Annotated in this window: 11 protein-coding genes; 1 reads left to right on the forward strand and 10 read right to left on the reverse strand. The window is 60.0% G+C overall.

The window, feature by feature from the left end; all coding sequences use genetic code 11:
* Positions 1–240: 240 nt before the first annotated feature.
* Together IVB54_RS16115 and IVB54_RS16120 are read right to left on the reverse strand one after the other, a co-directional pair.
* On the reverse strand, positions 241–1,239 hold the full coding sequence (locus IVB54_RS16115) for a hypothetical protein (RefSeq protein ID WP_247362309.1): 999 nt from the start codon (positions 1,237–1,239) through the stop codon (positions 241–243).
* 202 nt (positions 1,240–1,441) lie between these two features.
* Positions 1,442–2,320 (reverse strand): hypothetical protein, encoded by an 879-nt coding sequence (locus IVB54_RS16120; RefSeq protein WP_162496436.1) that lies wholly within the window; start codon positions 2,318–2,320, stop codon positions 1,442–1,444.
* A 234-nt stretch (positions 2,321–2,554) separates the two neighbouring features.
* On the opposite strand from IVB54_RS16120, the gene IVB54_RS16125 reads away from it, so the two are divergent.
* Positions 2,555–3,163, forward strand: a complete 609-nt coding sequence (locus IVB54_RS16125; protein WP_247777362.1) for a hypothetical protein — start codon at positions 2,555–2,557, stop codon at positions 3,161–3,163.
* Between the two features lie 89 nt (positions 3,164–3,252).
* Here the strand turns inward: IVB54_RS16125 and IVB54_RS16130 are convergent, their stop codons facing one another.
* The 8 genes from IVB54_RS16130 to tssB all read right to left on the reverse strand — a co-directional run bounded on the left by IVB54_RS16130 (position 3,253) and on the right by tssB (position 13,890).
* On the reverse strand, positions 3,253–4,839 hold the full coding sequence (locus tag IVB54_RS16130; RefSeq protein ID WP_247777363.1) for a class I SAM-dependent methyltransferase: 1,587 nt from the start codon (positions 4,837–4,839) through the stop codon (positions 3,253–3,255).
* A 5-nt stretch (positions 4,840–4,844) separates the two neighbouring features.
* Entirely contained in the window at positions 4,845–7,484 is a 2,640-nt protein-coding gene (gene tssH, locus IVB54_RS16135) for a type VI secretion system ATPase TssH (RefSeq protein ID WP_247362313.1), read from the reverse strand.
* Positions 7,485–7,581: 97 nt separating this feature from the next.
* Positions 7,582–8,646: a type VI secretion system baseplate subunit TssG gene (gene tssG, locus IVB54_RS16140; protein WP_018457638.1), complete on the reverse strand. Its 1,065-nt coding sequence runs from the start codon at positions 8,644–8,646 to the stop codon at positions 7,582–7,584.
* A complete protein-coding gene (gene tssF, locus IVB54_RS16145) occupies positions 8,610–10,577 on the reverse strand; it encodes a type VI secretion system baseplate subunit TssF (RefSeq protein WP_247362314.1) in 1,968 nt (655 codons plus the stop codon). Before tssF ends, tssG begins: the two co-directional genes overlap by 37 nt.
* A 1-nt stretch (position 10,578) precedes the next feature.
* Complete coding sequence (gene tssE / locus IVB54_RS16150; RefSeq protein WP_026233415.1) at positions 10,579–11,127, reverse strand: type VI secretion system baseplate subunit TssE; 549 nt, start codon at positions 11,125–11,127, stop codon at positions 10,579–10,581.
* Between the two features lie 181 nt (positions 11,128–11,308).
* Complete coding sequence (locus IVB54_RS16155; protein ID WP_018457635.1) at positions 11,309–11,794, reverse strand: type VI secretion system tube protein Hcp; 486 nt, start codon at positions 11,792–11,794, stop codon at positions 11,309–11,311.
* Between the two features lie 49 nt (positions 11,795–11,843).
* Positions 11,844–13,346, reverse strand: a complete 1,503-nt coding sequence (tssC, locus tag IVB54_RS16160) for a type VI secretion system contractile sheath large subunit (RefSeq protein ID WP_204511553.1) — start codon at positions 13,344–13,346, stop codon at positions 11,844–11,846.
* 16 nt (positions 13,347–13,362) lie between these two features.
* Complete coding sequence (tssB, locus tag IVB54_RS16165; RefSeq protein WP_026233414.1) at positions 13,363–13,890, reverse strand: type VI secretion system contractile sheath small subunit; 528 nt, start codon at positions 13,888–13,890, stop codon at positions 13,363–13,365.
* Positions 13,891–13,913: the final 23 nt, after the last annotated feature.

The raw sequence follows: 13,913 nt of genomic DNA on the forward strand, positions 1-13,913 counted from the left end.
CCCGAGCTATGCGCCGCGCGCTAGCGACGCAGAAAACAATCTGCCAGGACGTCGATTGCCTGTCGCATGGCGGCCGCGCAATTCTTCTCCGTGTGCTTGCGCTATGAAGCTGACCAGCACGCTGGACAAGTCGTAAAACTACTCTCGGAGAGAGGAAGAATGCGCTACCGCACCGCGGCGAATTATCGGCGTGTTGGTGCATCACTTGAGTAAGCTCCCGACCACTCCCTTGCGACGGACCTACTCCAGGTGCCTTGCGCGCAGATCTTGAAGGTCCTTTTTCAATGCCGCCAGATCCAGCCCGCGAGGAAAAGTGAGGCGTCCAGATCGGATCACGAGCCGGACGTACGGATAGCGTTCCTCGGCAAGCATCGGCAAACTGATTTTGTATTTGTGCCAATCTTCAACGATGTGTGCCTGTTGCTCGACGTTGTATGAGTCCCAGGAGTCGCCGGGCGTGTAATCGTAGCCGGCACCGATTGTCTGCGCCCAGAAAGAGCGCGCCATCGTCCAGTTCGAATCGTTGAACGCCTGCCACACATGGGTCATTTCGTGCACGAAGAGGTCGCAAATTCGACCGAAGTTGTCGCACAGGAGGCCGAAGGTGGGGCTAGGAGATGCCAGGTTACTGAACGCGACATTGCCAAGATTGATGGCATACCGCATGCTCGGCACCATGGGATTGCTTCCTCTAAAGAACGGTCCGTCGTTCGTCCACGGTCTTCCGCCTGCTCCCAGGCCATTGGTAATCGCGATCGTCTCCCACGGCGGCAGGGTCGGGCCAAAGACGTTGCGCGCGAAATCCCGTTCGCTGACGTCCAGCACGCGGGCGAAGTCGGGTCGGCTTCCTTCACATGCCGGTGGGATCGGGGCCACTGGGGTGGGCGCAACCGGTGGAATGGGCGCAATCGGCGGGGGAGGCGGCGTACCTGGCGGTAGATAGATGAAGCCGCCTTTCCATCCACCTTTCCCGCCGGTCGTACCGGAAGAAAACGCAAAATTCTGGCGGTCGGGCGATATCGCGCGGCAGCCTACATACTCGGCCAGGTACCAGTTCACCTGCCTTGCGGCTTGTTGGAAATCGCGCTGTTTGACGAGCTTGATGCCCGGAAAATTGAACTCGATGAGGTCCCATGGATCGATGCCGATCCGCTTGGCGAGGGATATCCAAGTCTCGCCTGCCGCCACCGCATGTCGCGTTCCCGCTGGCGGTACGTAGCTTTCGACGACAGGCTTCAAGGGTCTTTCCTGGTTCGGCAATGTAAGGACCTCCCTTGCTGAGTCCTGCAGAACTACCCGATCTTGCCGCCAATATTCATTGGTCGCCGTTACTTTGAGGCGGTTCGATGGTTCCATTCCATTCGGGCCGCGAACAGGTAGGCTAGGGAGGAGCCTCATTCGTAGCTTGGAGGCGTGGACAATCGAACCAGCAATCTCCGCTTTAGCGCCGGCCTTTTGACCTCGAGCCTAGCAGGTCATGCGTGCCGCTGACGCTCACGGTTCCGGAGCACTCGAAACCGCCGAAAATTCCGCAGGAGCCGGTGACCGTGACGCGCAGATCTTTGCGCTGGTACATGTCGACCGAAACGCCCACGCGCGAAAAGTCGTTCGCGCTGTTCGGCAATATCAAGTCGATGTGTTCGGCCGCCCAACGCGGCACATGTGAGTTGCTCTTCCAGAACAGCTCGTTGCCGGCGTGGTGCATGAAGTTCGGCCCGACCGTAAGGGCACCGTCCACGCCCTCGAACACGAAGCCTGTTTCGTCGATGTGCACGTTCACCCGGTCGGGTGCTACTGCGAAATGCAGCGAGGTGATGTCCTGGGGCTGCGGGTCTTTGCCGAATTGCGAGCTGTAGGCATCGCTCCATTGTCCGCGGTCGCGTCCGAGCCCGAAGCCGTGCCGGCCCGGGAGATCCCGCGTTGAGAGTGGCTTGTCGGACAGCTTTGGGCGCCAGATCTCCCGAAACCCCTTGCCGATCGTTGCCGCCATCGACAGATCGAGAGCCCAATGCGACGCCTTTTCCGGGCTTTGCCCTTCGGCGAATGCGTCGAATCCGTCCGTCGTCTTGGCAATGCGCAGCTTCTTGATCAGCTCTTCCCAGTCCTTGGGCAGGAAGGTGACGCCGTCGAGCGTGGTCGTCGCGGCAGCGACACCATACTTCTCGAGTTGGTGTCGGATGTAGGGCTTCTCGTCATAAAGGCGCACATTCGGGTTGGCGCCGGCAAAGTAATTCTTCAAATCGATCTGCGGTCGCAGCATGGTCAATCGCGCCGCGATCTTCCGGTAAGTGTCGGTCGTCGTCGGATCGGTCGTCGTCATGGCGCGCCCTCCGTGGCAATCCTCACCTCAGATTGGTCTCGCCCGAACGGGTTCGGGTTCAATGTCTGCTCGTTCTATGAAGTTGCCGAAGGCCCCATGCCAATTCCGGCAAAAGTCAAACCCCTATTGCCCCAGCACCGATGCAGTTTGAACCCGCCAACTGGAATCGGCGACCACTATGCAGGGGGTACTTTAAGCGGCGAGGATGATCAGATGTCACTGCGAGGCAGGGTATTGGATATACTCAATGGGCCGGCGGTCGCACGCATTCGTTTCCGATTTCCGATCCGCGGCAGCCACGTGACGATTGCGCCGCAAACGTTCCATCACGTCGCCCGCGCGATCCGGTTGGGGCGGGTCACCGTCAGGGCTCCGACGGATCTCGCGGCAGGCGTTGCCGCACAATATAACGATGTGGCGAGAACCAGGGCGGACGGCACAGCGATCGCTGCGAACACGCTGGAGGTCGTGTCGGCGGCGGGGCGGATGGACGGAGCCTATATCGTCCATGAGAGCCTGCATGCAGCCTACGATCTGTTGCGTACCGGCCTCGACGCCAATGCCGAAGAGGCGTCCGCGTACGTCTGCACGGCGCTCTATTGCCGCATGACCGGCCTCCCGCGGCCGCGCTGGGCCAACGGCCCGATTTACGCCAATGCCGCTGAGGTCGCCAAAACGTTACTGTCGCAATACCAAAAGGGCGATCCTGGCATTCCCTGGGTCGGCGAGAGTGAATGGCGGATGCTGCGCGCCGGCGTGGGCCTTCATCCGGTCTATACCAGCGGACCCGGTGGTATTCTCACCGGATGGCTGCTCGGCCAGCAGTACACCCACGATGGCTGAGTGATGGGCACCTCGCCTGTTTCGGGAGGTAGCAGATCTTCTGGTTCCTTCCGCCACTCCTTCCACGGTGCCCGGCGCACATGAGCGCGTCAGGCGATTAGCAAGCCCAGCTTGCCGACCATCGCAAGCGAGCGTTGAACGCTTTCTCGCGTTGATAGCAGCAGCGGCTCGGCGGGCTTCCTGGCACGATCCTTCTGACCTACCTGGATGGTCGGGCCGAATTTCTCGGTCATTTCGGCCGTGATCTGGTCGATAGTCCGCGTACCATCGAGCAATTGCAGGAAATCCCTGGTTCGGTCGTCCTCCAACTGCACGGTTTGGTGGAGGAGATTGGTGACGAGCGGACCTGTTTGCGCTTGTTTTCGCGCGAGCAGGCTCGCCTGCGGATGCTCGGTCGCTTCCGTCAATAAGAAGGGACGCGACAGCAGGAACGAGACCTCGCCGCTGCAAGCTAGGATAAAGATCGCCTCGGTCAACGCCTTTTGGTCATCATCTGCCTGCCCGCCGCCAAGCAGCACTCGCGCCCCATCGAGCAATTCGTCAAATGACAGCGCGCGAGGCCAAGCGCGGCCGAGGCATAGGTGCGCCGCCTTCAAGAGCGAATTGGTCACCGTGATCCTGCTACCGTCCTCATTTTCGAATTCCATCGCTGAATCGTCCGTTACGCAGGCGTCCGGATCAACCGGGCTCGTCGTGCTCAGCAAATAGAACCGGGTGACGAAATCGAGGTCGGTCTGGCGGGAGAGCGAGACGTTGTCGTGGCAGAGCAAGGTACGGCGAAAGCCGTTACCGTCGATAAAGTCCTGATACTGATCGCGTGCCATGAACTCGGTTTCCGGGAAGCGTTGCAACGTCGCGCGTACCTCCTCGGAATAGCCCGCCAGATTGCGTCGCGAGAAATCGGCGTCGCTTAGATATTGCAAGCCATGAGAGCCTGCAAGCTCGACAACCTCGTGCAGCAGGAAGGCCTCGGCGCCTTCGTCGAGATCGTCATGAAACAACAGCTCGTCGGGCGCCTTGAGGACGCGGTTGTACTGATCGCGCATGATCGCGCCGTGAACCGAGTTGGCTTTCGATCCCTCGCTCAAGAACTTCAAGATTGCGCGGGCCTGTCCTACTTTTTCTTTCATGCCGGTGAGGCGGCGGGTGTGATACCGCATCATGTCGCGGACCATGTCGCGCATATGTGAGAACGGGTGCGCATTGTAACTGACGTAGCAGACCCCCTGCGGCGCGAGGTTCTGTTTGAAGATCATCATCATCTTCTCGCGCACCGCCGGTGGCACCCAGGAATACACGCCGTGCGCGATGATGTAGTCGAACCGTCCGAAGCTTGCATCGACATTCATGATGTCGCAGTGGAGAAGCTTGATGTTCTCCAGGCCCAATGTAGCGACATTGTTCTGACCGCGCTCGATCGTCACGCCGCTCAGGTCGACACCGACGAATTCGCTGTTCGGGTATTGAAAGGCCATCGGCAACAGGTTGCCGCCGACGCCGCAGCCAAGCTCCAGCACCCGGCAACGCTCGACCGGCGCCGGCTGCATGCCGTAAACGGCGGCCATGGTAGCAAGATGGTTGGGATGAGTAAGCCCATAAACATGGCCCGGGTAGTAGACCTCGTCGTATGGCGTTGGACCGATGTTTGGGTGACGATGCTCGGTTTGAATGTTCATCGTGCTCAATTCCACGAATATGCGAACTTGTTGTTGTCGATCGAGACACGTGCTTCCTTCACCTCTTCCTTGGCGAGCGACTTGCTGAGGAATTCGCGCGACAGCTCGGGGAGCAGGGTGTTGGTGATGATGTTGTCAATCATTCGCCCACCGGAGTCGGGGTCGTTGCAGCGCGACACAATGTGCTCGACGACCGCGTCGTCATAACCGAAGGTCGCGTTATGATTGTCGCGAAGGCGCCTTCCGATGCGGTCGAGTTGCAAACGCACGATCCCGGACAGCATCTCGTCCGATAGCGGGAAGTACGGTATCGAGACGATGCGTCCGAGCAGCGCCGCTGGGAACACCTTGAGCAACTCCGGCCTTAGCATCCTGGCGAGCTCTTCCGGCTCGTCGCGATACTTTGGATCGCGTGATAGGCCCATGATCATATCGGTGCCGACGTTGGTGGTAAGGATGATCAAAGTGTTCTTGAAGTCGATCCGTCGCCCGTTGCCGTCCTCCATGGTTCCTTTGTCGAATACCTGAAAGAAAATCTCATGGACGTCGGGATGAGCTTTCTCCACCTCGTCGAGCAGAATGACGCTATAGGGCTTGCGCCGGACGGCCTCGGTGAGGCGCCCACCTTCGCCATAGCCGACATACCCGGGAGGTGCGCCTTTCAAGGTCGAGACGGTGTGCGCTTCCTGGAACTCTGACATGTTGATCGTAATCATGTTTTGCTCGCCGCCATAAAGAGTCTCGGCAAGCGCCAGGGCGGTTTCGGTCTTGCCCACACCGGATGGGCCAGCCAACATGAATACGCCGATCGGTTTCGACGGGTTGTCCAGCTTAGCGCGGCTGGTCTCAATTCGCTTGGCGATCATTGTCAGCCCATGGGACTGGCCGACGACGCGGCGGTTGAGGATCTCCGGTAGCTTCAGCACGGTTTCGATCTCGTCGCGCATCATCCGGCCGACCGGGATGCCGGTCCAATCAGAGACAACGGACGCCACCGACTGCTGGTCTACATGGGCATAGACCATTCGCTTTTCCGGATTGATGGTCTCAAGTGTGTCGAACTTGCCGCGCAGCTCCGCGCGCTTGGCAGCCGGATCTTCGCCTTCCTTGGGCCTGGACAGGATTTCACGAATGCTGCGGATGTCCTTGATGAGCTCCTGCTCGACCGCCCAATCGCCATCGAGGTTCGTCAGCTTGTCTTTCAGTGCGGCGATGTCGTTGTCGATCGCGACAATGCGCTCGTTGTCCTCTATCCCAAGGTCGCCGTCGCTGACGAGCGCAGATCTCTCAGCTTCACGAGCGGCAATCGCCACGCGTGCATCCTCGATCAAGGCCGGCGTCGCGCTCTGGCTGATGGCTACGCGTGCCGAGGCTGTATCAAGCAGGCTGACCGCCTTGTCCGGCAACTGCCGTGAAGGAATGTATCGGTGGGACAGGTTGACTGCTGCGACGATCGCAGCATCCGAAATGCGAACGCCATGGTGCTTTTCCATCGGACCGAGAAGTCCGCGAAGCATGATGCAGCAGGTCTCCACATCAGGTTCATCGATCTGGATTGGCTGGAAGCGCCGGGTGAGTGCGGGATCCTTCTCGATGTACTGGCGATATTCCGCCCATGTGGTGGCGGCGATCGTACGCAGCGTGCCACGGGCGAGGGGAGGTTTCAGGAGATTGGCCGCATCGCCGGTACCGGCGGCGCCGCCGGCGCCGATGAGTGTGTGGGCCTCATCGATGAACAAGATGATGGGAGTAGGTGAGCTCTGGACCTCGTCGATCACCGACCGCAAGCGCTGCTCGAACTCGCCCTTCATGGAGGCGCCGGCTTGCATCAGGCCGATGTCGAGTGCGCAGAGCCTTACACCGCGCAGCGGTGGCGGCACGTCGCCGGCGGCAATGCGCTGCGCAAAGCCTTCGACAACTGCGGTCTTGCCGACGCCAGCCTCGCCGGTGAGAATTGGATTGTTCTGCCGCCGACGCATCAACACGTCGATCAGTTGGCGGATTTCTTCGTCCCGGCCAAGGATCGGATCCATTTCGCCCGATTTAGCCTTGGCAGTGAGGTCCTGGGAGAACCGGTCGAGCGGCGTCGTGCCCTTCGGACCAGCTTGGGCCGCGCCTTCCGTGCCGGCGCCAACCAGGCCCGATCCGTCCATCGGCCGCATGTTCTCCTCGTCGGAGCCGGTCCAGACAGCGCGGCGTTCCGCCGCCAGTGCGTCGACGTTGACCTTGGCAAATTCCCGCGAGAGGTTGTTCAGCGCGCGACGAATATCGTTCGATTTCAGGCCGGCAACGAGCAGATGACCGGTGCGGATCTGGGTCTCGCCAAAGAAAAGCGTGGCATAGTGCCAGCCGCGATCGAGCAGATCGATGACCGAATTCGCGACGCCCGGCATGTCGGTCTCGTTCTTAGCAAAGCCGCTGATCACGCCGGCCAGGTCCGACAATAAGCGCGCGCGGTCGAGCTTGTAGTGATCGACCGAGAGGCTGAGATCGTTGCCCTCCTGCTGCAGAATATGAAACAGCCAGTGCGCAAGCTCGACGTTGCGATTGCCGGCGCTCTTTGCGTGGCGGAGGGCCTGTATGAAGGCATCATAGCCGGCCCGGTTCAGCTTGCCCGTTACAGCTTCAATGCTGATGTCGGTCACGGCGGCTCCTCCTGCTCAACTCCTCCGCGGATGCTTGTCATCATGCGGAATTGGCTTCAAATTCCATAGTATTAGGCGATCAGCACTATGGATAGGTTCAAATCGCCGTGGCATTGGCTGCGGCGCTCCGGCGGGATCTCAATCGCTCCCCGAGCTGAAAGCGGGCATCGCGGCGATATTCTTCTGTGGAGGCCCAGTTCGGCGAGACCCAAGAAGTCCATCCAAGTCGACCACTTTGTCCGAGCCTGACCGGTACAACCTCTCCGGCAGGAATGGCGAGCTCTACCTCCCATTCCAATTCGTCGCCGACATAGAAGAAAACGGCGTCGGCCAGTGGCTCCGACAGGTTGGGTGTTTCGGTCGGCAGGAATTGTTCGTACTGAGCAAATGTTCTGACAAAGACCCGAACTCTGATCTTGTCCTCGACGCTGAACACGCGCGAGCCCAGAAGGGCGTCCTGACCGAGCCTCGCATGCGTTCCGCCGAGCCGGCTGCAGTGACTTGGGTCGAACGAGAGCCAAGTGCCGACGAATTCGTCGATCTCGACTTTGACCTCGAACAGTCCTTGCAGGAATCGCGTCAACCGTGATGCACACTTCGCCCTTGGCGCGACCAGTCCAGCGAAGCTGAGCTTCGCCATGTCCGGAACGGTATCGCGATCGGCGAAAACATCGGTGCCCAAGCCGGCGAAGGAGCCGACATAGGCAATGAAGCGATCGTCCGCCGGGCGGTCGTGCTGCGCGATCGGGCGCGCGTCGGCCCAGGCACGAAAGAAGAGTTGCAGGAAGCGCCCGTTAAACAGATCGAGAAAGCGCGGGAAAGCGTCATCCCGCATCAGCCACCAGCTGAGGCTTTCGTCGGTGGTGGCAATGGGCAGGGCGCCCTGCGGGCCCAGGAGGCCGAGAAATTTGACGAGTATCCTGAGCCGGCCACTCTGGTCGTCCACGGCCGCGAGATTCGAGGCGGGAAACTCCAGATAAGGCACTTGGCCGAGGTCGACATATTCGTCGCGGCGCGCGGCACTGTCACCGATCCGCGGTCGATCCGGGTTGGCGCGCTCGAACTGGCGTAACGTATGGAAGAAATCGAAACGCCAGGGCTCGGCCTTCATCTGGTCGATCAGGGTCATAGCGGTCTCCGCGTGCCCATGCGCGGCGGCCATCGCATGATCTCGCCGCGCTCCGGCGTCGAGATGACCGTCTGGGTGAAGGTGTTGAAGCCGGAATAGTCGGCAAAGAAGCGTTCCAGGATCGCCCCGAGCAAGAACACGCCGCTGCCCTCAAATGCCTTCTCGTCGAGTGTGACGATAATCTCCAAGCCACGTGCTGCGCCGCTGCCGGTGCGCTCACGCACGCGTCGCACGATGGGGCGGCTTTCTATGCTGCGCACGCCGCGGATCTTGCGTTCCGTGGCGTCGTCGAATTGGTCGGCGAACAAGGACAGCATCTCGCGCAGCGCTCCGGCGTTCTTGCCGCCACCGCGCTCGACGAGCCCAAGATAGTTGAGGCTGAGCATGTTGATGAGCCGCCAGCTGACAACGCCGCTGTTGACGATTTCGCTGCGGCTGCGCAATTGGGCCACCACCGGCTCGCGCGGCGGCGTCGGACCAGCGACGCACATCAGATCAAGAGATGTGTCGTCCAGCAAACGAAAATCGGCGCCGCCCTGGCCGACCGGCAAGTGCTCCGTGAGATGGCGATTGGAGCAGAGAGCCCGAACGCTCAGTTCGGCGACAGAGCCTTTGCCGCTCAATTCACCGGGCTCGAGCAGTGACAGGAACATGTCCGTCCCGGTGTAGTCTGAGGAGGCGCCGTATGTCTTTTCTTCCACTGTGCGGCGCCGCGGCAAGCGGCGCACAGTGAAATAAAGCCTGTCGGCCGACCCGCCGCTCCGGTCGACGGCGGCCGAATATAGCGGGCGCACGGGGCGCTTATCCTTCTCTGCCGGAAGGTGTGCGTAGACTTCGAGCACCTGGTGCGGTTCGTATTCCAGATAGCGGCTGCGATCTGGCACCACATGGTACTCGTGCGTATTCGACTTGACCGGAATACGATCACTCGTCTTCTCGAACAGATTGATCGCCGGCGCGGTATAGAGCCTGAACGTCTCGGGGCGCACCGAGGCGGCCAATCGTGAACTGTGTTCATCGAATGCGAAGACAATATCGATCGATTTGCTGCGCAGCCGTGACATCACGCCGCGAAGTCCGGTGAGGGTAATGCCGAGGAACTTGCGTGGAAACATGAAATATTCACGCAGCAATTCCGAGCCACGAAAGATCCGGTTATCGTTAGGAAATAGAGACTCATTCTCGTCGAAGCCAATTTGCTGCACGCTGTCATGGGGGGCACGAGTCACCACCGGATCGCCAAAGTCGTCGAGATGCCGGAAGTAGACCCCCCTGCAATTCGAGATCAACTGCTCGTAAAGCGCGATGGCGTCGGATTCCGCACCGGACAGGTAGATCGGAAGCTCGCTCACGCGGCAGCCTGCGAACCACGTTTCCGGCTTGGTCCGAGCCTCCGCGTCCGGCGGCTCGTCCTCGAGCCGGGCCGCACTACGATGGGTCAACGATAGCCTCAGCCCCGCGATGACGTCACTGCCGATCGGGATACCAAGCGCCTGCAGAGCGCCCGCCGTCGAGAAATACTCGGCGCTTGTGACGTCAAATGGCCAGAGCACGATGTCGCGGCAAAGTCGAAACCGGCAGGAAAGACTTCGCTCTCTCTCGCGATAGGTCGCGTCGAAATAGGCGCCGCGCGCGATCTTCCTGCCGTCACGCAGCGCCGGGTCGGCATAGGGTGGCCGTGCGGTCACCAGCATGGCCGAAGGTGTCGGCGCAAGATAGTTCGGTACCAGTTGCTCGAGCAGGTTTGCAGTGAATTCCGGGAACTCGTGCTTGAGCTTGAGTTGAACGCGGGCGGCAAGAAAGGCAGCGCCTTCCAGCAGTCCCGTGATCATCGGGTCCGAGCGGTCTCGGATCAGGCCGCCGAGGCGCTCTGCGATACCTGGATATTCTTCGGCGAAATCTCCCGCCTGCTCGTACAGCAATGACAGTTCACGATTGTAGAAATCGAGGAATTCGCGATTCATGCTAAAGTCGATTGATCTGGATGTCGCCGCTGTCGAGATCGACGTCGGCGACAAATTCCACGGGGACGTTGAGCGGCTCAGCTTTGAGGTCGGCGTGAACGATGAAGCGCAGCTTCAGCTGCTCAGGGCCGACCGAGCCGTCGCGACGAACCCGAATCGTCTTGCGGTCGAGTCTGGGTTCGTAGGTCGCTAGCGTCTCGCGCAACGCGTCGGTGAGTTCGTCGTCCGTAACCTCGTCGATCGAGCGGTGGGCGATATCGGGGAAGCCGTAGTTCAAGATCGATCTCCGGACGCAATCCCGGTCGCTCAGATCCAAAGTCGATTCCAGAGCAATGGTATTGAGAAGGGCTTCTAGGTCATGAGAGATTTCCCGCCGCAACAGCGTTTCCGAGATCGGAAAGCGGCCGGCGCTACGCCGTCCGGCAATGACCCGTTCACCGAATTCATCGCGCAAATTGAGCTTCTTGCGCGCATCGCGAGCTTCATGAGCCAAGCGAAAGGCCAGCATTAGCGGGGGAGAGAGACGATCCCTCTTTGGAGTAATGGTCATTTACCTTCCCCAAGATGCCGGGCCCGCTATGCCCTTCCGCGGAGCATCAGCTGGTCTCCAGGATGCTTGTCGCCTCGGCAGGCGGTCGTGCTCGTAACCGCTCCCGCCGAGACGTCAACGCAATCGCACCGTGCGGCGCCGGCTCAGCTAATCGCAACCAACGCCAAGCAGAAGCCGACGATCAGGCCCATTCCTTGTTGGCGGGAACGTCCCAGCCAAACACCGGCGCCGCTCCAGCGCCGCCTTTTTCCGTCTGGGTCTTGTACGTCATCTTGACCTTGGCGAAATTCAGACTCACGTTTTCAGTGAGGCGATCTTCGCCGTGCGATCCGCCCGTCGATACACTCGTGACCAGAATGTGCTTCATCTCGATCTTGAGATACTCCAGCGGATTTTCACCCGCCTTGCGCACCGTGAGGATCGCCGTATCAATGTGCTTGCCGTTCGCACAGACTTTGAAAAGCTCCGGCGTGGCCTTGTCGACGAAGTGCGTGAAGTGCAGGTCCTGGATGCTGACCTTGCCGGCACCGCCGCCCGAACCGCTGTGGAAAGTGCCTGACTGGCTCTCGCCGAAAGACCAGCTCAAAATATCGATTTCGTCCTTGTGCTTGTCGTCCAGCGACTCGCCCTTAATCGGATCGAGTTTCAGGAAAATGTCGACAGCCATAGCATAGTCCTTTCAAATTTCTGCATGTTACGGTTGCGATGCTGCGGCGTCAGGAGCCGGGGCCGGGAAGGCGCGAAACCAGACTGAGGCCGACGTCCATCGCCTCCAACTGAAAGTGTGGACGAAGAAAGAAGCGCGCGTTGTAATATCCCGGGTTCTCCTCGTTTGCTATGACCTCTACCTTCGCAGCGGCCAGCGGCTTGCGCGCCTTCTGAGCTTCTGACGACAGGGCTGGATTGGCATCAACGTACTCGTTGATCCAGGTCTGCAGCCAGACCGTCAGCTCATCCTTCTCCTTCATGGATCCGATCTTGTCGCGAACCATGCACTTCAGATAGTGCGCAAAGCGAGACACAGCGAACATGTAGGGCAGTCGTGACGACAGGTTATCAGAGGCGGTGGCATCCACGCCTTTCTCGCCGAAATACTTCTTCGGCTTGTAGAGCGACTGAGCGCCGATGAACGCCGCCTTGTCGGTGTTCTTGCGATGGATCAGCGGGATGAGGCCCGCCTTCGCAAGTTCGTGCTCACGGCGATCGCTGATGGCGATCTCGGTCGGGCATTTCAGGTCGACGCCGCCGTCATCGGTCGGGAACGTGTGCGTCGGCAGGTTGATAACTTCACCGCCGGACTGCACACCGCGGATGCGCGTGCACCAGCCAAACTCCTTGAAGGCGCGGTTGATGTTGACGGCCATTGCGTAGGCGGCGTTGATCCAGCCGTATTTGTCGCCGGTGTGTCCGTCCGTCTCCTCTTCGAAGGCGAACTCTTCCACGGGCTCCGATTTCGCGCCGTAGGGGAGGCGGCCGAGCGCGCGCGGCATGCACAGGCCGAGATAGCGCGAGTCGTCCTGATCGCGCAGTCCCTTCCATGCGGCATATTCCGGCGTGTCGAACACCTTGCCGATGTCCCGAGGGTTGGACAGCTCGGTCCAAGAGTCCATTCCCATCAGCGTCGGCTCGGCGCCGCTGAAGAAGGGGGCGTGTGCGGCGCCGGCGATCTTGCTGAGATCGCGGAGCAGTTGCACATCGGTGGGGAGGTGACTGAAATAATAGTCGCCGATCAGGCAGCCGAAAGGCTCGCCACCCAGCTGGCCGAATTCATACTCATAGATCTGCTTGAAAAGGGGGCTCTGGTCCCAGCGTGCATCGGGATAAAGCCGCAGATTTCGATACAGCTCGTTCTTTGAGACGTTCATCACCCGGATTTTCAGGTTGGCGTCGGTCTCGGAATTGAAGACGAGGTAGTGGAGACCGCGCCACGCACTTTCGATTGCCTGGAACTCAGGTGTATGAAGAATCTCGTTCATTTGCGCGGTCAGCTTCTGGTCGATCCGCGCGATCATCTCCTCGATGGTGTCGAGGACGTCCGACTTTATGACGCTTGTGTCCTTCAACGCCTCTTGAACGAGCGTGGATACGGCGTTTTCGACTTCGGTCGCTGCACGTTCAGTGCGCGGTTTGAAGCTTTGCTTTAGCAGGCTGGTAAACTCATCAGCTTCGACGGTTTTGACTTGGGTAGGGCTCTCTGTGTGAACAGCTTCTTTTGCCATGGTCCCCATTCCTTCCTTAGCTCTCGGTGCCAGGTTCGCTCGACTGGCTTGTCGCGCGTTCCCGCAGCGCTGCCATCAGTTGAGGATCGGCGAGAAGTTTTTTCAGCTGGTCCTCGGCGGCCACCTTGCCGTCCATGTAGCGCAGCAGGTTGGCGAGTTGTTCGCGTGCCTCGAGCAGCTTGGCGGTGGCCGGCACCTGGCGGGCGACTGCCACCGGAGTGAAGTCTGCCATCTTGTTGAAGCGCAAGTTGACCGAGATCTTTTCGTCGGAACCATCGCTGAGGCGATTGGCGACGCGCGCCGTCACGCCGGGCTGGATTGCGGCCATGCGGTTGTCGAAATTGTCCATATCGAACTCGAGGAACTTACGCTCCTCGACCTTCGACTTCTCGATGCCGGGGTTGTTGCCGGAGAGGTCGGAGAGGACGCCCATGACGAACGGCAGCTCGATCAGCCGCTCGGCATCGTAAGGATCCTCGTATGTTATGTGCACGCGTGGTGCGCGGTTTCGTCGAATGAATTTTTGACCGCTGTCAGTAGCCATGGTTCCCCTCCCTGCGAAATCGC

It is taken from the genome of Bradyrhizobium sp. CW1 (assembly GCF_023100665.1).
GTDB classification, from domain to species: Bacteria; Pseudomonadota; Alphaproteobacteria; order Rhizobiales; family Xanthobacteraceae; genus Bradyrhizobium; species Bradyrhizobium canariense_D.

Bases quoted from the DNA above. Each gene is read 5' to 3' on its own strand.
- IVB54_RS16155 (WP_018457635.1), bottom strand. From the start codon at position 11,794: ATGGCTGTCGACATTTTCCTGAAACTCGATCCGATTAAGGGCGAGTCG.
- tssG (WP_018457638.1), bottom strand. From the start codon at position 8,646: ATGGCCGCCGCGCATGGGCACGCGGAGACCGCTATGACCCTGATCGAC.
- tssC (WP_204511553.1), bottom strand. From the start codon at position 13,346: ATGGCAAAAGAAGCTGTTCACACAGAGAGCCCTACCCAAGTCAAAACC.
- tssE (WP_026233415.1), bottom strand. From the start codon at position 11,127: ATGACCATTACTCCAAAGAGGGATCGTCTCTCTCCCCCGCTAATGCTG.
- tssF (WP_247362314.1), bottom strand. From the start codon at position 10,577: ATGAATCGCGAATTCCTCGATTTCTACAATCGTGAACTGTCATTGCTG.
- tssB (WP_026233414.1), bottom strand. From the start codon at position 13,890: ATGGCTACTGACAGCGGTCAAAAATTCATTCGACGAAACCGCGCACCA.
- IVB54_RS16130 (WP_247777363.1), bottom strand. From the start codon at position 4,839: ATGAACATTCAAACCGAGCATCGTCACCCAAACATCGGTCCAACGCCA.
- IVB54_RS16120 (WP_162496436.1), bottom strand. From the start codon at position 2,320: ATGACGACGACCGATCCGACGACGACCGACACTTACCGGAAGATCGCG.